Origin of the sequence: Sphaerochaeta sp. (assembly GCF_050256055.1) — a bacterium.
GTDB lineage: Bacteria > Spirochaetota > Spirochaetia > Sphaerochaetales > Sphaerochaetaceae > Sphaerochaeta.
This window is the reverse complement of record NZ_JBFWIJ010000028.1, coordinates 1-17,247: the sequence shown is the minus strand read 5'-3', so window position 1 is coordinate 17,247 and position 17,247 is coordinate 1. Positions and strand designations below refer to the sequence as shown.

The window sequence follows — 17,247 nt, the reverse complement described above, 5'->3', positions numbered from 1 at the left end:
AGAAAGTATAGTATAGTGAAGGTATGGAATATATCACCAAATTCTTCGAAATCGTGAGAACTGACTACCTGCCCTCGATCCTGCTTTTGGCGGTTTCAACCGTCCTGCTGTTGTCGGCAAACGCCCTGTTGGGCAAACGGATTACCAAGCTCGAGGCGCTCAAGATGCAGGATGAGACCAAGGTTCGTGCGGGTTCGCTGCCGCTGCTGCGTTTCGTCAAGCGCATAGCCATCCCGTTGTTGTTTCTTGGAATTCTTTCCATATCTTTGCGTAGGATCTCATTCGCCGAGGAGATCCAGAAAGTAGTGCATATCCTTTTTGCCCTGGTGATGACCGTCATCATCGTACGGTCTCTGAATAAAGGACTGGAACTGAGTTTCTCCAAGTACTTTGAAAAGGAATATGCCACGCACGAACAGGAGAACAACCTCAGACCTTTGATTTCCTTCATCAAGTTGCTGCTCTGGGTGGTCGGCTTTTTGGTGCTGCTCAGTAATTTGGGAGTGAATGTATCAACCGCTCTTGCCGGCCTTGGCGTCGGCGGCATTGCCGTTGCAATCGCCGCCCAAGGGATTCTGGGAGATTTGTTCAGCTACTTTGTCATTTTCTTCGACCGGCCGTTTGCTTTGGGTGATTTCATTGTATTCGATGACAAAGCCGGTGTGGTGGAGAAGATCGGCATCAAGAGCAGCAGAATCAGGGTACTCAGCGGGGAAATTCTGATCATCTCCAATTCCGATCTCACCAAGAGCCGTATCCACAACTACAAGAAAATGCAACGGCGCAGGGTGGTGATGAGTACGACCATCCCGTATGAAACCGACCTCAGGAAAGTGGAGAAGGTGCCTTCCTTGATCAAAGAAATCATCGCTTCGGTGGAATCGGCACAGGAGGTGGTATGCGACCGTTCCCATTTCCAGACATTGGGTGCTTCAGCTCTGGCCTTTGAAACGGTCTACTACATCCCTTCTTCCGACTACACGTTGTTTATGGATGTACAACAAGAAATCAACTTGAAGCTCTTAAAGACATTCGCCGCTGAGGGAATCGAGTTCGCTTACCCCACCCAGAAGGTCTTTACGGTCTCGTCCTAGATGACCTGGCTTTCCTGTGCTTCCTGCACTTCCTCGGTGTCTGCACTGAGGATGCGATCCATTTCCTCATGGACTGCCTTGGTGTAGGGACCGAAATCAAACAACGGTCTGAGTCGGTTGAACAGAGGCCTGACGAAATGTCTGAGTTGACTGCGGTCCTTCTCAAGCGTGGATTTGCTCTGCAGGACCATGACGGTCACGGCAGACGGCGAGTTGTATGAGCCGACCTCGACGAACCCGAATTTCTTGTACAGCTTGATGGTTTTGGTATCATCAGCGAAGACATCGATGATCAATTCCTCGACTCCGGTAGCCCTTGCCAACAGGAAGACCAAGATGATCAAGCCGATCGAGGCACTGGTGTTGCGCATTTCCGGCAGTACGGCGAGACGGATGATCTCAGCACATTTCTTGGTCTTCAACACCGATTGGATGTCAAAGTACTTGTTGATGGGAAGCGGCCAGAAATGCTCACTGGTCATCAGAGATACTGTTCCAACCGGTTGCAGACCCCTGAAAGCAAGGATATGCATCGCTTTCTCATCGACTTTGCGATGGATCGACTCCTCCAGGTAGCCTTTCTCCCCGACCAACACCTTGCGTTGGATGAAGAAGACGTCATTCATGCTGTTCTGGTCGCTTGCCATGCTGAACCGGATGATTTCCTTGCCTTCCTCATCGAGGGAGAAGATGACGGTGAATTCCGACCCTACATGTTCCTCACTCTTGACCCTGATTCGGCCGCCCATTTTCTCGACGATGTTGTAACAGTTGGAGAGCCCGAGGCCGGTGCCGCTTCCCGGTGCCTTGGTCGTGAAGAAGGGAGTGAAAATCTGACTCATGTACTTTTCAGGAATACCGCACCCGGTGTCGATCACCTTGATCTGCACAAAGCCGTCCTTTTCAAAGCAGGTGAGGGTAAGTTTCCCATCTCCATCCATCGCCTGGATGGCATTGACGATGAGGTTGAGGAAGAGCTGTTGGAGCTCCCCTTCATTGGCTTCAATCGTGGGCAGGGCATGGTAGTTGCGCTCGACCCGGATGTTCTGGGAATCAACACCGCGCAGGGCAAGACGGAGGGAGAATTCCAATACCCGTACCAATTCCACGGGTTCAGTCTTCTTCACTTCTTCCTTTCTGCTGTAGATGGAAAGTTCCTTGATGACATCGCTGGCCGTCTTGGAATAGGAAAGAATGTCCTGGACGTATTCATGATGGGGGTTGGCTTCCTCCAATTCGGAGAGCATGATCTCGGCAGTACCGACGATGCCGGCCAAAGGATTATTCAATTCATGGGCGATTCCGGCGGCCAAGGTTCCGATACCGGCCATTTTCTCGGTACGGACCAATTCTTCCTGCATATGCTTCTGTTCGGTGATGTCGTTGATGATCTCAATGAATACACTTTTGGTTTTGTCCGGTGAACGGACACTATGGAATTGGAAGGAGAATACCTGGTCGGATACATCGGCCTCGGTTTCCTGCAGGACCCCGGTATGGATGCACTCAAGTCCTTGGCAGAACGGACAGGGACGATTGCGGTGGAAGAATGCACGATAGCATTTGCTTCCGATCATGCTTTCCCGGTTCTCTCCAAAGAAGCTGACCGCCGCAGTATTGGCTTCCTGTATGGTATAATCGATGTCGATCAAGCAAACAGGGGAAGCGATCCCATTGAAGATGGCTTCCAACTTATTCTTGCTCATGGTCAGTTCATCACCTTGGATGCGCAACTGTTCAAAACTGAGGGCGTTTTCCAAGGAAAGGCTGCTTTGCGCGGCAAGAATTTCCAGTGCTTCTCGTTCAATTTCACTGATCAGGGCTTTGGTATGGTCATACCCGATGAGTATGTAGCCGGCGATCTGCTTTCGGAATACCAGTGGAATCAAGACATCGGCGGGGGGAAGATGGGAGCTGACTTCAAGACGTTGTTCATCCGGATCCACATTGATGACCGATGATACGTTCTCACGTTTACAGGCTTCAAGACGTTCTTCGATGGCGGGGGGGAAGGAGAACGATATTTCCGTTCCAATACTCCGGTTGGTCGGGCAATTGTTGTTTGCCACCAGATAGAACTTTTGTCCGTCATCAATGCGCTTGGCGATGAACACAACCCACTCGGTCTTCATTCCACTACTCAGATTCTGCACCACCTCATCGCCCAATTCATGCAGGTTGACGATGGTGGTCAGACGCTTGCTCAGCTTCTTGATCGTCATCTGGTAGGGGTGACGTTTGGGAATGATGACGTTGTCAACCAAGTAGGACACCAGATTCTTCAGAGGATAGATGATCAGGACGGTTGCAATGCCCAGGATGAAAGAGAGTTGGAAGATGTTGCCCGGGGCGAAATTGCTGTTGAAGACTTTGATAAAGCTGATGATCAGGTAATAGACCACCGAGGCGGCTATGGCAAGGAGCGTTGAGTAGATGATCGAAAGGCCGAATCGTGAGTAGTTGATCAACTTGTATTTGTAAATGGTGTAGAAGAGCAAGACAGCATTGATGGTAGCCGCAAAGATGTCTATGGGATAGCGCCCGAGCTCGGGGAATACGTTCATGAAGATGCCGATGAGCATGATGACCACCCCGATCAAGGGGAGGAGCAGATTCTTCTGGAACTGTTGGGAGGAGCGGATGCGTGAACCGAAGAGCAACAAGACCAAGGTAAGGATCAGATAGACATAGCTGAAACTGTAAGCACCCAGCGCGCCGGAGGCCAAGTCATAATAGAATACGCCATCACTGGTGAATCCGGCAGCATGGACGATGTTTCCGGTGAAATTGAGATACATGAGGGGGATGATGAGGATGTAACTGAACTTGAGAATGGTACGGATCGTCTTTTGATGAATCTCCAGAATGTCCACGACAAAGCTGCTGAGTGCATAGGGTACGGAGAGCAGGCCTATGAGCATGATACGGTTCCAGAACAACGGGGTAAGGATGGAACTGTTGAGGTGCATCATCATGGACCCGAAGCTCCAGATGGAAACAAAAATCATATACAGCTGAAACGACCAGTAGAAGCGATCCTTCTTGTATTGGAGGAAACCGAATATGACGAATGAGACATATAAAACACAGGCCACCGCAGGAATTATGGTTGAAACATCAATGATCATGAGGATTCCTCTATTTTTCTTTCAAATGCAAGAAATTTGTATTATTATAGAAGCAAATTATGGAGTTAATCAAACTATTTTTACTGGGAGCCTGTGGATATTTGCTGGCGGCCCTATACGATATTGCTTTATTGTACAAACATCACCTTCTCAGCAGGGTTCTCTACCTGGGTTTTTTTGTTACCGCCCTGCCCTTTCCGTTTCTGTTTTACACCTATCAGTCTCCTTTTTCCACCCCCTTCAAAATTGTCCTCATTTTCGGAATGGGGGCCTCCCTTCTCCTATTGATTTACTCGGTATTGGTGGAAATACCGCTGAAGGGGCATGCCGACGGCACGCTGTATACAAAAGGTACGTATGCTTTCTGTCGACATCCGGGGTTTTGGTGGTATACCATCTTTACCTTGTGCGTTATTGTATATTTCTGGTATGCTCCTATCGTGTTGGTAGGTTTTGGGTTCATAGCGTGCAACTTCCTTTTGATCGTGTTTGAGGATGTCATCTTGTTTCCCAGACTATTCCCTCAGTATGGTGAGTATAAGAAAACCACCCCATTCTTGATCCCTTGCTAGGACCGACGATACGGAGATGCTTGAGATGACTAGACATATTGTGACTACTGATGACGATCCTGCTATCCGAAAAATACTTCAGATCATGCTTCGCAAGGAAGGATACCTGGTTACTGCATGTGAGGACGGCAACGAATTGTTGGCGTTGCTGCGAACCCGTGCCCAGGATGTGGATCTTCTGTTGCTCGATATCAAGATGCCTGGATTCACCGGCCTTGAGCTCTTGGATATGATCCATGTCAGTTACCCGCAGATCCCGGTGGTCATGATCACCGCCTTCAATGATCTGGATACCGGCATGAAGGCGATCCGTATGGGAGCGGTAGATTACTTGGCAAAACCAGTGCATCGTGAGACGTTGGTATCGTGTGTGAAACGAGTGTTGGACCATGCTGAGCAAGAAAAACAGCAACATGCGGAAGAAGATAAAAGCAAGGCGCACATGCTCAAGCTGGAGCAGGAGCTGCAGCTGGCGCTTTCTGCCCTGAAGGATGCTACGGTGGCAACCTTGCAGGCTTTCAGTGAGACGATCGAGCAGAAAGATGCATATACAAAAGGACACTGCAGTCGGGTGCGGACACTGTCGGTAGCCTTGGGCAGGGTCCTCAACCTCCCCCCGGAGACATTGGAAATTCTGGAAGGCGGTTCATTGCTGCATGACATCGGCAAGATCAGCATTCCCGAAGATATCCTGAATAAGACCACTTCCCTCACCAAAGAGGAATATGCGCAGATCAAAACGCATCCCGAGGCGGGGGAGCGGATCATCAGCCATCTTCCGCTGTTCAAGCGGTACATGCCCATCGTACGGAGTCATCATGAGCGAATCGACGGTCTTGGCTATCCTGATGGGCTGAAAGGTGATCAGATTCCTCTGGAGGTCAAGATTGTAAGTCTTGCTGATGCCTTCGATGCAATGACCAGCAGCCGTGCCTACCGTTCAGCTCTCCCCACCGAGATTGCCATTGAGGAACTGAAGTTCTTCTCTGGCACCCAATTCGATGCTGAATTGGTTGATCTCTTCATAGAGCATGAGTTGTATTTACTGTAGGACAGGCAATTCAATATAGTAAATTCATACACCTTGAAGGGTGCAATGTTTCAGGTTACGCGGACTACCAAAGAATTATCATCTTTTGCTCCGACAGCTGGTAAACCTTGCTACAATCCCTGATCCTACTTATACTCTATGACATTAGGAGGCATTTATGGACTTATTTGAAGTAGCAATCAAACTGGAAGAGGATGGCGCTCAGTTTTATACCGAACTTGCAAAGAAGACCTCTTCGGACGGATTTGCAAATATCTTTTCCATGCTTGCGGAAGATGAGAAGAAGCATGAGAATATTTTTCGTGCCCTTCAGCAACGGAATGCTCCCATCTCGGTGAGTTCGACTGCTATTGAAACAGCAAAGACCATTTTCAGAGCATTCAACCCTGATGCATTCTCCCCGGAAGAAGACCAGATACCAGCATATGAAGAGGCTTTGGCGATCGAAAAGAAAAGCATAGATTTCTATAAGGAACAGCTGCCGACTGTCGTCTTTGATGCCGAGAAGAAAGCGCTGAACCAGATCCTGGCAGAAGAGCAGAAACACTATGCAATTCTTGAAGAAATCCTCAAGTTGGTCACCCGCCCCCATCGTTGGGTCGAAAACGCAGAATTTGGGGTTCGAGAAGATTATTAGGATATAATTCGGTTATGCTCTCTTTATGCCGCAATGTCATGCATGAAGAGAGCTAAGCCAACTATTTACATTACTTGTGTTAATTGAATTGTTTCGTAAAATTGTGCCTATATCAGATGCCGTAACAATTAGAATTGGATGCCCATCCTCCACGACCTCTTTATAGGCTTGAGAATCAACAAAACTGGTAGTTACAATGATTCCGAATTGTCGATATCGAATCCTTGAAATCAGTCGACTCATCTGTCTGACACCGACAGCATTTTTCTGCCCGTAACATTTTGCTTCCAAAGCACAGTCTATACGCAAAGGATGATTTGCCTTTCCCCCTGTGCCAATCACATAATAACCAAGCGCATCTCTTCCACCATCACGCCAAGGTCTGGTTAAATCAAAACCTACAAACCGTGTATCCATCTTGGAAACCAAATCAACAGCACAACGTTCAAACCCGAATGGATCTGTTTTAAAAAAATTCCGAATTACATCGATGCATCGATTTCCTTCTTCATCACTCTGTAATTGTTCATAACGTGTAGGTATATCGAGAATTCGCTTTGCCTTCAAAGCAGAGATGCCATCTCGTCCAAAAGCTATGAATTCCTTCCATGCAGGAGGCGCAAACCGTAGACTATGTTCATGATCGTAAATAAGCGATTCGAGCCATTGTTTTGATATAATGGAATTCTTTGTATCAAGGATGGTAAAATATGCTTCGTAGTTTTGGAAGCGATATTCTTTCATAGTTCGCCAAAATGCAACGAGATCCTTATCAGGAGAAATTCTTGGATTCCCTGGTGCGGCAAGGCCGAGAAACTGCACATCACGTCCCCTGCCCGTTTTCTTGAACACAAAAAACGGTGGGATGTCAGATAAATCAGAAAACATATGGAGTTTCCCAAACACCTCCTCCAACAGTGCATTTCCTCGTAACTTTGTATCTGTGATATTTCTTCCCGGCTGTCGATTGTCACCGTAATATCTGAACACCCCAGTCTCTTCATCCAAATAATCAGGCCATTCCAGTTCTTCCATCGATGTATAGAGCACCACATATGCAGGTTTCCCGCTACCATCATTTCTATTTACTTTCCGAAACCCTCCGCTGGTTCCTAATTTTGGAAACAACTTGCGCAAAGGCTCGGACGATAAGTTTGAAACTTCCCCTCCTTCATACACTGCATCGACATACAAATCGGCTGATGGGAGTTCATCAAAGCGGAAACGCATGCTCATATATAATTCCTTAACGATAGATATTGGTTTGCATACACCATACCAGCAGCATAATCCTGCAATAGGAAGAGAACAAGCTTTACTTTTTCAAGACCACTGTACTGACAGGTTCAATCATTTCAGATCAGGCAAGTACAGTCGAGAAAAAACCCTATATCTACATAGCTTTCAAAATTTTTTATACTTTCATCCCAGTATTAGGAAGTGGAACTAAGCGCCGGAATTCTAAGCTGCAACGAAACACGAGCAATCTTGGCTAAGCGATAGAATGCTTTATTTTCGTTGGATGGTATATACGGTTCGGGGTAAAACCAAATCTGGCCAAGGACTTGATCCAATCCTTGGCCAGTATGTTAGGTATTCAGGCTAATGACCGGCTCCAAAAGGAGGCACAAGTCAGCAAACCAGATTCCCCTGTCACTGTGGGAATCAATACTCCAGTTTGCAGGCCTCGAGCATCTTTTCAAACAATTCGCGAGCTGTATCCCTAGGCAATTTCATCAGAGGATCGGAGAGGAATGCCGTAAACAGAAGATCATCATCGCCGTTGTAGATTGCATCCAACGTCATCTGTTGTACATCGCTGACCTGTCTGACCAGGTTTTGGATGGCAAGCGGGGGATCATTTGCTACAATCGGGCGGATTGAGTCTTCGGAAATGACTCCATTGCTTTCCACAATCCTTCCCTTCGGCAAGTAACTGATCTGACCCTCATTTGGTCGATTGATGTTGGTGACCATCGTTTTGTCCCCCATCAAGCAACGCATGATATCCACCCCTTCCTCATCGGAAAGCGAAGCCTTCAGGTCTTCATCCTTGAATATACGCTCCCGCTTTTCCTTCGCTTGACTCAGACGCCAGGAATATGGAGTACGAATAACTCCATAAGTATGGAGATTCTCATCGCTGGTAAGGAACCAAGGAACGAATTCAGCCAAATGTCGGTCACCGGCAGCACCCAATGCACCAAAGTCTCTAAGGAAGCTCAATGCAATCTTTTGATCGCAATCGAACCATTTCTCTTCAGCAAGACGTTTGTGGGCAATCGCGGTCTCATCGGCAAGCAACTGGGGATCCCCGAGTTCAGCAACCAATTTCTCCATAAGATCATGCCCTTGCCAAAAAGCCTTGGTTACAAACGTGAAATGGTTCACCCCCGTCAAATCAATTTTGATCTCCCTGCGATCGGGAACCGGGACATCGAACCACTGACTGACCTTCTTCGCAAGGAAATTCTGGGTATGGAATACCTCATGGCAGCACCCGAGGGCTTTGATGTCCGGAAATGCTTTGTACAGCGCCGCAGTGCAAAGCGTCATCGGATTGGTATAGTTGATCACCCAGGCATCGGGACAGAATTGCTCAATATGTTTGGCGAGATCAAAGAACAGGGGCAACGCCCGGCGTGCACGCATGATCCCACCGGGACCGGTGGTATCCCCAACACTCTGGAGAATCCCATATTCCTCGGGAAGCACCAAATCACCATACCGGCACTCGGTTTTTCCCGGCTCGATCGAGATGATGACCATATCACAACCAGTCAAGGCTTCACCCAAATCATCAACAGCCACGACGTTGAAACGTCCCTCACTGTTGTTGACTGCCATAATCTGATGTGCTACCGCAACGTTATTCCGGGCGGCTTCCTTATCAATATCGTACAGAACCAATGTCCCGTGGGTCATGGTGTTGTACGCAAGATCCTTCATGAACTGAATGGCCCAAAGTCGACCACCTCCGCCGACAATGCAGATACGAGTTTCCTTCATTCCCTACCTCCTATCAATAGTTGCATTTTCTTCCCTATCCTAGCAGAAGAACAGGAAGATTACATTGACATTGGGTATCTTTTTTTGACATTTATGAGCAAATAGTGCAGGAACGTCATGCAATGAAAAGGCAGTACAGATTTTTTCATGAGATCCAGGAATCGATTAAAAAAAAGAAGAATGTACAGAAATTCCGTCATTTCACCAGATGCCGTACTCTCATTTCTTCCTGCACCACCGTATACAGGGAAGGGCAGAGTTCATACAACCGCTTGGCTTGCCATTGTACTTCTTGCTGATAGGGCAACCCACATAGATCAAACAATTTCTGTCCATACCAGATCGGTCCCATACAATGGTCAGCCATATGGGCGGTAGCCACCGCCTGCCCTATACAACGACAAAACAAGGTATAGGCAGGATCCTCAACCGTTCGGGCAAACCGATGGACAGCCCTGCTTGCCTGCATTGCTTCTCCGGTGGTGGCATCTCCTTTTGTCCAACGATACCCTACTTCCAGGGCCTGCTCCAGAATAGGATCCAAAGAAAACGGACAGCGCTCAAGCAGATGATTGGTGCAGTCAAGCGCCCACAACAACAAAGCACTGTGATCTTCCTTCTTCAACAATCCACCACGGTGAACGGCTATGAACTGTGGATTACGCATTGGGATCTCCTTACCTTCCATGGTACAACAGAAATGACAATGCAAAAAAACTAATTTGCGATTACCTTCTGCAATGCTACACTTTGCTTAAGAGGGGGAATCCCATGGAACAAAAACCTATCATCCTTACCCAAAAGATACCCATCGGCATCAGTTTGTGTGCCATGGGAGGCCCGGTTCGGTATAATGGCAAAGGAATCGACGTCCTTTCTTCCCTGGGAAGGGAAAAGAACGACTTCACGTTCTTCCCCCTCTGCCCGGAGTGTCAGGCAGGGCTGGGCATCACCCGCGACCCGGTGCATCTTTCAGGAGGGAATGGGGAGCAGGTTTGGAGCGGGGAAGCAGAAGTGAAGAACCGCACCGGACGTCTGGTCACCAAGGAGATGAAGCAAGGTTCCCTGGAATGTTTGCAGGTACTCCAACGATGCAACGTCAAAGCCTTCATCTATATGGACGGAAGTCCTTCTTGCGGGGTATATCGGACCACTTTGAAGAACACCAAACGAGGAAACCCTCCAGGAGTCTTTGGGGCACTTCTTTTGGACGAAGGATTCTTTCTCATCCCCTCAAGCGACCTCCAAAGCCCCTTGAAGTGGTGGGATTGGAGAAGAAGGCTGTTGGCCTTCCACTGGTTTGCAAGTCATCCTCTCCACTCCATGCAGGAGCTCTATGAGAGTTGGTATGCACTCAAGTTCCTTTGCCAGGAATTGGACAACACCTGGGCTCGGGGGATGGGACGCACCCTCGCATCTCTCTCCAAAAATGACTTCGCCGAGTTTGAGCCAACCTTCCGGTCACAGGTTCTGGACCTGCTGCGCCGACCTTCCACCACTGCCAAGATCACCAACAGCCTTTGGAAGCATTACTCGCATTATCGCAAACAGCGAGGGAAGACCGTTGAGGAAATCAACAGCCCGACGTTCAAGCGGAATGTCACCACCATTGCCAAGGAACTCCTGAAAATGGAACGGACAGCGGTTGAAGAGGATTTCTTCTTTGGAGCCAGCCCGGTCATCTACCGGGACGAGCACCGAATGAAAGCTTTGGAGAAGCAGAAAACCGAAGAAATGGAACCTTAGGCAAAACAATAGGCTGGCAAAGCCGACAACAGGCTGCTACCATACACCCATGAAGGCGTTCCCACCCTTGCAGCAATCAAGCCGAAAACGAGAGTTCTCCCTGTATACTGATGCAGAGCGCAGTTCGGTAGTGTACCATTGGTTGTTCACCTCCAACGGATTTCGGGAACTCGACACCCTCTGCCTGAATCTGGATGGAGCTCATTCCCATGGTTGGCAATCAATGGGAATCGCCCATTATCTGGGATTGAACGAAGCGCATCACAACTTCTTCGACCAATGCCCGATGTCCTATGCCCTTTCCCTGTTGCTTGCACAAAGCGACCAGGACCCTGCCTATGCACTCATCTATTGTTACCTGCGCGATTGGCATCAAAGCCATCCACAAGAAGAGGAGGTATCAGTCCTTCTGGCGAAAGAGCATGATCCAGACTATCAGACCCAACAGGTGGAAGCCTCCTATTGGGTACTGCATACGCTGGTGAACAGTTCCGATGAGCAACAAATCGATGATCAACTGAGAGCATTGGCAACACTCGATCCGAAGAAACATGCGGTGAAACTGGGAAAGCACCACTACCACGTAAGCGATGCAGCCTTGAAGGAAGCGGTCAAATGCCTGTATGACTTCCAATGCCAAATCTGCCAAACTCGTGTGTATCGACCAGGTTGGCTGGCAACCCTCCCCAGAAGTGCACAATGGCATTTCCTCAACGCCGATGCCCATCATATACTCCCCTTGTATCAGGAAGGCCCCGACAGCTTGGACAACCTGCTGTGTCTATGCCCGACATGTCATCGTAAATTTCATACTGAACAGCTGCACCTCATCCGACACAACCAGAATCTGGGCTGCGAGGATGTGATACTGGGGAGACAATGGCAAGTAACCGAAAAGCATCCTATCATCCTCCACCCCTAGGCTATTCCTCCATTCTTACAAATTATGCTTGCCAATCAGATGAGATATCCTGTCTCTCGGGCTTCTCTGTGCTACACTGTATAAAAAGGAGACGCGCATTTGACTACAGTCCATGATCGAGCACTCGGGTCCTTGCTGGGAAGTTTCGTCGGTGACGCCTTTGGGGCGCAAACCGAGTTCAAAATGGGGAAACAGGTCCAGAAACAATTCCCCCAAGGAATTCGGGACATGGATCAGAATCCCCGTTTTATCGGTGAAGCAGGAGAAGTGACGGACGACAGCGAAATGGCCATTATGATGATCGAATCCGTCCTCCAACATGGCACGTATTCCAAACAGGCGGTACTTAATGCGTATCGCAAATGGCGTGATGCAGGGCCTTTGGACATCGGGATTACCATTTTCGGGGCCTTGGACGAACGTTTCAACCCCAGCAGCCAAGCAAATGGCGCTCTCATGCGCATAGCCCCGTTGGGAATCCTGGGAAGCAAACTCTCCATCCCCGACCTCATGCATCTCAGTGATCTTGACTGCAGTGTCACGCATGTGAATCCCGTCTGCCGTGATTGCAACCGCCTGACTGCTTTCGCACTCAGTCTTGCCATCAGCAAAGGATGGACCATACATGAAGTCTACGCATATCTCCTAGAAGCCGCCCCCAGCTATGTCACCCGACCTGAAGTGTTGACGGCACTGAAAGCTGCTGCAACCGAACCCCCTGAAGGGATTGACGGAAATCTACGAGGCTGGGTTTTGGTTGCCTTCCAATTGGCCTTCTATACCCTCCTCAATGCATCATCCTTCGAGGAAGGTATGATCGATGTGATCATGCGTGGAGGAGATGCCGATACCAATGCAGCCATCTATGGGGCACTGGCAGGAGCCTTTGTAAGCAAAGCAGGAATTCCTGAACGGTGGGTTAAGCAGCTCAAGTTGTCATCCTGTCTGAAGCGACTGATCGGGCAACCGTATAAGGCTCTCCCCGATCTTGCCGAGACCTGGGTCTCCGAGTTGCTGGAGATACCAGCTTTCCCAAGGTTTTCATAAAGTAGATCCAGCAAATAGATCAGCCCGCATCCCCAAAGGAACGCGGGCTGATTTTGTTTGATTCTAGATGCCTTACAGCAGTGAAACCGCGGCTTCGTAGACCTTCTGGGCGGTAATGCCGAAGTACTCATAAAGCTGGTCGGCAGGACCGGACTCACCGAAACTGTGCATGCCGATGACCTTTCCATCAAGACCGACATACTTGTACCAGTAATCCGTCCAAGCGGCCTCGACAGCAACACGTGCTTTCACCGAGGCAGGAAGCACTGCTTCCTTATAGGAAGCGTCCTGCATCTCGAAGACCTCAGGAGAGGGCATGGAAACAACACGTACCGACTTTCCTTCAGAAGCAAGCTTCTTTCCGGCCTCGAGTGCGAGGGAAACCTCACTACCGGTTCCGATCAGGATGACCTGCGGCTTTGCAGCAGACTCATAGAGCACATATGCACCCTTGGAAATCTGGGAAAGCTGGTCTTCAGTTCTCTCCTGCGGAGCCAGATTCTGGCGGCTGAGCAACAAGGAGGTCGGACCGTTGGTCCGTTTGACTGCGCTCTTCCAAGCACAAGCAGTCTCCACTGCGTCACAGGGTCTCCATGTCACCATGTTCGGCGTCATGCGCAGGCTGGCGATCTGTTCAACCGGCTGGTGGGTCGGACCGTCTTCGCCAAGCCCAATGGAATCATGGGTAAAGACCATGACATTGCGCAGTCCCATGAGGGCAGACATCCGAAGCGCATTGCGTGCATACTCCATGAACATCAGGAAGGTTGCCCCATAGGTAAGGAAGCCGCCATGCAAGGAAAGACCGTTGAGAATGGCCGTCATGCCGAACTCACGGACACCGAAGCGGAGGTAAGTCCCTTTTCCGGTAGCAACATCGAAGTCCTGCACACCCTTCCACTGGGTAAGGTTGGAGGGAGAAAGGTCAGCCGATCCTCCAACCAGCTCGGGAAGCAGCTTGCCCAGAACATCAAGGGTCATCTGGCTTGCTTTGCGGCTTGCCACCTTCACCTTTTCCGTCTGCCACTGCTGTACCACTTCGTTGAATGTCTTCTCCCAATCGACAGGGAATTCGCCGTCGAGTCTTCTCTTCAACTCTGCGGCTTCAACCGGATAAGCCTTCTGATAGGCCTTGTATAGCTCGTTCCACTTACTCTCAAGCTTTCCACCCCGTTCCGTCTGATCCCAAGCCTGATAGATATCCTCGGGAACAAAGAACGGTTCACTGTACTCCCAGTCCAACTGCTTGCGGACGAGGGCGACCTCTTCTGCTCCGAGGGGTGCCCCATGGCAGGATTCCTTTCCACCCTTGTTGGGAGAACCGTAGCCGATCGTGGTCTTGCACATGATCAAGGAAGGTTTGGAGGTCTCATACCGAGCGGCCGAAATGGCTTTCTGAATTGCATCGGAGTCATGCCCATTCACATCCCTGATCACCTGCCAGCCATATGCCTCGAAACGTTTGGCGGTATCCTCGGTAAGCCAGCCCTTCACTTCCCCATCGATGGAGATGCCGTTGTTGTCGTAGATGGCAATGAGCTTGCCAAGCTTCCAGGTTCCAGCGAGCGAAGCTACTTCATGGTTGATGCCTTCCATCATGCAACCATCACCAAGGAACGCATAGGTGTAGTGGTTGACAACCGGGAAACCTTCCTTATTGAACTGGGCTGCGAGCATCTTTTCAGCCAGAGCCATACCGACGGCATTGGCGATTCCCTGCCCAAGCGGTCCGGTGGTAGTCTCAACTCCCGGAGTCAACTTGTATTCAGGATGTCCTGCAGTGCGGCTGTGCAGCTGCCGGAACTGCTTCAGGTCCTCGATGCTCAGGTCATACCCGCTGAGATGCAGCAGTGAATACAGCAACATTGAGGCATGCCCATTGGAAAGCACGAAACGGTCACGGTTTGCCCACTGTGGATTCTTTGGGTTGTGTGCCATGATCTTGCGCCACAAAACTTCAGCGATATCGGCCATACCCATCGGAGCACCTGGGTGTCCGGAGTTGGCTTTCTGTACACCATCCATACTTAATATGCGGATTGCATCAGCAAGGCGATTCGTTTTCATTCATCCCTCCAATAACTTCTCTTCTGGTTTGGTATGAAACACCCCGGATCTCTGGGAAACCGGGGTGTGATCCATACTGGAAAGATACCGTAGTATCGAAAAATAGTCAAAAGTGTCAAAATCGTTTAGAAAGCATAACTTGCAATAAGTGCAACACGCTTGAATTTTGGATCCACTTTGGTGATTACCCTGGTTGTATCGGTCTCTTTCACGTAATTGGTGAGCTGGATGGCCGTCAGCACGGAAAACTGGTCATTGATCTGCGTGTTCGCCAGAATGCTCAAATCCCCAACCAAATCACTCTTTGTCCCGAAAAGGTCGTAGCGGTAGGTTTCCAATTGCAACCCAACAAAATTTACCATCAAAGGCATCTGGTATCCCAACACGTATTCACCCTTGTAGTTAAACCCATTCACCATGGAGCCCCCGTTCTCATATTCCCAGGCAATGGAAGCATCGGCAGCACTGTATCCTTTATAGTTGAGCTCCTGATAGGACCGGATGACGACGCTCATCCAATCACCTTTGAAAACGGCCCCGGTATCGAACTGGAAGGCCGCTCCGGCTTTTCCCAGATAATACAAACCGCCGAGAGAATCGGAAGCAAGCGGAGAACCGATGCCGCCGCTGGCAATCTTCAGACCATTCAGGCTCATGAGATCAAAATCCCAACCGGTCCCCACCCCGCCACCGAGGCTGAATTCAAAGACCGCCATCGGGGTAAGCACAGCATCCAGGGTGAAGGTTCCGGCAATCGGGGAAAGACCCAATCCAGCTTTGACTTTCAGATTGTTCCCACTGAACAATGCGCCGTCTCCCACCAACATCGGAATCTTGACCTGATAGGCTGCATCCAACTTTGCTTCAAGACCGGTACCATATGCTGCGGTGAGTTTTACACTCCCCGAACTCGTATTCTGGGCAAACAAACTGAAACCGAGCATGACCATCACCAGAACAGCAAGGGTCTTCTTCATTGCATTCCGTTTCACAGTACTTCCTCCCTACATGAATTAGCTACAGCATAGCATAGGTGTCCAAAAACCCGTTAGTTAAATAGCAAAAACTGTATGTGGATACCAAGATCCCCAACCCGAAGGTTCAACCTTGCCCCATCGACTTACCAACCCCCAGAAACGGGCAGTCGGGAATTGCCTTTCTCAAGCGATCACAGATGATCCTGGCAATTACCAGAGCCCCCTCTACATTGAGATGGGTATCATCAGCGATTCCATCAGGGTAATTTGGATGCTGGTTTGGTTTGAGATGCAAGAACAATCTCTTGGAACCATCCGGACCCTAAGCTGCAAGCAAATCGGCGCTTGCCTCGGTCATATCAAGCAATGGATACCCCTTTCTGCCGGCAAGTTCACGAAGCGCCCAAGGATAATCACCATGGGTCTGGATAAGATTCCCCTGTGAATCGAAACGCCTTCTGGCTATCGGGGTGAGCAAAAGCGGACGGGCTTGCCTTGCAAGCACCTGATCAGCCATGAAGGACAGGTTGTCCTGAAAACTCGTCCACGGTTCGGTATGGCGTTCCTCGTCTTCCTTGCTGTCATTGTGACCGAATTGGATAAGCACCCAGTCTCCGGGTTGTAGATCCTTGAGGCAGAGAGCAAACAGGCCCTCATCAAGAAAGGATTTGGTCGACCGACCATTCATTGCAAGATTAACCACCTTCCATCTCTTGTCGACCAAGGAAGGGAAGGCCATTCCCCACCCCGTCTCCGGTCGTTTGTCGTCACTCTTCCGGGCGCAGGTGGAATCACCGAGCAAGAAAATCCGGTTCATCGTTTCGCCTCTTCCTCTTCCTTCCCCCAACCCGCAAGCATATCCTCAGAGGAGACCAACACTCCTTGTTTTTGCTTATACCTCTCTCTACGCCCCTGCAGCAACCCATAGAGGCCGTAGCCCAACAGCAGCAGCCCGATCAGGTAGAAAGCTGCCAGAATTATGAGATCACGCATGGCC

At 49.6% G+C, this 17,247-nt stretch carries 15 protein-coding genes; 6 read left to right on the top strand and 9 right to left on the bottom strand.

Annotated elements, in window-relative coordinates:
- The first annotated feature begins 23 nt into the window (after positions 1–23).
- The gene (locus AB7C91_RS11000; protein ID WP_332447799.1) at positions 24–1,094 is read left to right on the top strand and encodes a mechanosensitive ion channel family protein; all 1,071 of its coding nucleotides are present in this window, start codon (positions 24–26) and stop codon (positions 1,092–1,094) included.
- Here the strand turns inward: AB7C91_RS11000 and AB7C91_RS10995 are convergent.
- The gene (locus tag AB7C91_RS10995) at positions 1,091–4,222 is read right to left on the bottom strand and encodes a GNAT family N-acetyltransferase (protein ID WP_332447798.1); all 3,132 of its coding nucleotides are present in this window, start codon (positions 4,220–4,222) and stop codon (positions 1,091–1,093) included. The genes AB7C91_RS11000 and AB7C91_RS10995 overlap by 4 nt on opposite strands.
- A 597-nt stretch (positions 4,223–4,819) precedes the next feature.
- On the opposite strand from AB7C91_RS10995, the gene AB7C91_RS10990 reads away from it, so the two are divergent.
- Positions 4,820–5,845: an HD domain-containing phosphohydrolase gene (locus AB7C91_RS10990; RefSeq protein WP_332447797.1), complete on the top strand. Its 1,026-nt coding sequence runs from the start codon at positions 4,820–4,822 to the stop codon at positions 5,843–5,845.
- Positions 5,846–6,002: 157 nt separating this feature from the next.
- Positions 6,003–6,482, top strand: a complete 480-nt coding sequence (locus AB7C91_RS10985; protein WP_332447796.1) for a ferritin family protein — start codon at positions 6,003–6,005, stop codon at positions 6,480–6,482.
- Positions 6,483–6,518: 36 nt separating this feature from the next.
- On the opposite strand, the gene AB7C91_RS10980 is transcribed toward AB7C91_RS10985, so the two are convergent.
- The 3 genes from AB7C91_RS10980 to AB7C91_RS10970 form a co-directional block, all read right to left on the bottom strand.
- Positions 6,519–7,718 carry a restriction endonuclease gene (locus AB7C91_RS10980; protein WP_428591392.1) on the bottom strand — a complete coding sequence of 400 codons (1,200 nt, stop codon included), beginning with the start codon at positions 7,716–7,718 and terminating at the stop codon, positions 6,519–6,521.
- A 429-nt stretch (positions 7,719–8,147) separates the two neighbouring features.
- Positions 8,148–9,491 (bottom strand): alpha-galactosidase, encoded by a 1,344-nt coding sequence (locus tag AB7C91_RS10975; RefSeq protein WP_428591389.1) that lies wholly within the window; start codon positions 9,489–9,491, stop codon positions 8,148–8,150.
- 196 nt (positions 9,492–9,687) lie between these two features.
- On the bottom strand, positions 9,688–10,158 hold the full coding sequence (locus tag AB7C91_RS10970; RefSeq protein ID WP_428591386.1) for a putative immunity protein: 471 nt from the start codon (positions 10,156–10,158) through the stop codon (positions 9,688–9,690).
- A gap of 104 nt (positions 10,159–10,262) precedes the next feature.
- On the opposite strand from AB7C91_RS10970, the gene AB7C91_RS10965 reads away from it, so the two are divergent.
- The 3 genes from AB7C91_RS10965 to AB7C91_RS10955 all read left to right on the top strand — a co-directional run bounded on the left by AB7C91_RS10965 (position 10,263) and on the right by AB7C91_RS10955 (position 13,206).
- Positions 10,263–11,237 (top strand): DUF523 domain-containing protein, encoded by a 975-nt coding sequence (locus tag AB7C91_RS10965; RefSeq protein WP_428591383.1) that lies wholly within the window; start codon positions 10,263–10,265, stop codon positions 11,235–11,237.
- Positions 11,238–11,286: 49 nt separating this feature from the next.
- Positions 11,287–12,159: an HNH endonuclease signature motif containing protein gene (locus AB7C91_RS10960; RefSeq protein ID WP_332447792.1), complete on the top strand. Its 873-nt coding sequence runs from the start codon at positions 11,287–11,289 to the stop codon at positions 12,157–12,159.
- Between the two features lie 99 nt (positions 12,160–12,258).
- Positions 12,259–13,206 carry an ADP-ribosylglycohydrolase family protein gene (locus tag AB7C91_RS10955; protein WP_428591380.1) on the top strand — a complete coding sequence of 316 codons (948 nt, stop codon included), beginning with the start codon at positions 12,259–12,261 and terminating at the stop codon, positions 13,204–13,206.
- Positions 13,207–13,278: 72 nt separating this feature from the next.
- Here AB7C91_RS10955 and tkt read toward each other — a convergent pair whose 3' ends face one another.
- The 5 genes from tkt to AB7C91_RS10930 all read right to left on the bottom strand — a co-directional run.
- Complete coding sequence (tkt, locus tag AB7C91_RS10950; protein ID WP_332447790.1) at positions 13,279–15,273, bottom strand: transketolase; 1,995 nt, start codon at positions 15,271–15,273, stop codon at positions 13,279–13,281.
- Positions 15,274–15,398: 125 nt separating this feature from the next.
- Entirely contained in the window at positions 15,399–16,265 is an 867-nt protein-coding gene (locus AB7C91_RS10945; protein ID WP_428591377.1) for a hypothetical protein, read from the bottom strand.
- A gap of 109 nt (positions 16,266–16,374) precedes the next feature.
- The gene (locus AB7C91_RS10940) at positions 16,375–16,545 is read right to left on the bottom strand and encodes a hypothetical protein (RefSeq protein ID WP_428591373.1); all 171 of its coding nucleotides are present in this window, start codon (positions 16,543–16,545) and stop codon (positions 16,375–16,377) included.
- A 27-nt stretch (positions 16,546–16,572) separates the two neighbouring features.
- On the bottom strand, positions 16,573–17,067 hold the full coding sequence (locus AB7C91_RS10935) for a rhamnogalacturonan acetylesterase (RefSeq protein WP_428591370.1): 495 nt from the start codon (positions 17,065–17,067) through the stop codon (positions 16,573–16,575).
- Positions 17,064–17,247, bottom strand: a 184-nt coding sequence (locus AB7C91_RS10930; RefSeq protein WP_428591367.1) for a hypothetical protein, incomplete at its 5' end; no start/stop codon positions are given. The genes AB7C91_RS10935 and AB7C91_RS10930, both read right to left, overlap by 4 nt.

What these genes read in the sequence shown, in the direction of transcription:
- AB7C91_RS10935 (WP_428591370.1), bottom strand. Translation starts at nt 17,067, where the DNA reads ATGAACCGGATTTTCTTGCTCGGTGATTCCACCTGCGCCCGGAAGAGT.
- AB7C91_RS10975 (WP_428591389.1), bottom strand. Translation starts at nt 9,491, where the DNA reads ATGAAGGAAACTCGTATCTGCATTGTCGGCGGAGGTGGTCGACTTTGG.
- AB7C91_RS11000 (WP_332447799.1), top strand. Translation starts at nt 24, where the DNA reads ATGGAATATATCACCAAATTCTTCGAAATCGTGAGAACTGACTACCTG.
- AB7C91_RS10995 (WP_332447798.1), bottom strand. Translation starts at nt 4,222, where the DNA reads ATGATCATTGATGTTTCAACCATAATTCCTGCGGTGGCCTGTGTTTTA.
- AB7C91_RS10970 (WP_428591386.1), bottom strand. Translation starts at nt 10,158, where the DNA reads ATGCGTAATCCACAGTTCATAGCCGTTCACCGTGGTGGATTGTTGAAG.
- AB7C91_RS10990 (WP_332447797.1), top strand. Translation starts at nt 4,820, where the DNA reads ATGACTAGACATATTGTGACTACTGATGACGATCCTGCTATCCGAAAA.
- AB7C91_RS10965 (WP_428591383.1), top strand. Translation starts at nt 10,263, where the DNA reads ATGGAACAAAAACCTATCATCCTTACCCAAAAGATACCCATCGGCATC.
- AB7C91_RS10960 (WP_332447792.1), top strand. Translation starts at nt 11,287, where the DNA reads ATGAAGGCGTTCCCACCCTTGCAGCAATCAAGCCGAAAACGAGAGTTC.
- tkt (WP_332447790.1), bottom strand. Translation starts at nt 15,273, where the DNA reads ATGAAAACGAATCGCCTTGCTGATGCAATCCGCATATTAAGTATGGAT.
- AB7C91_RS10980 (WP_428591392.1), bottom strand. Translation starts at nt 7,718, where the DNA reads ATGAGCATGCGTTTCCGCTTTGATGAACTCCCATCAGCCGATTTGTAT.
- AB7C91_RS10985 (WP_332447796.1), top strand. Translation starts at nt 6,003, where the DNA reads ATGGACTTATTTGAAGTAGCAATCAAACTGGAAGAGGATGGCGCTCAG.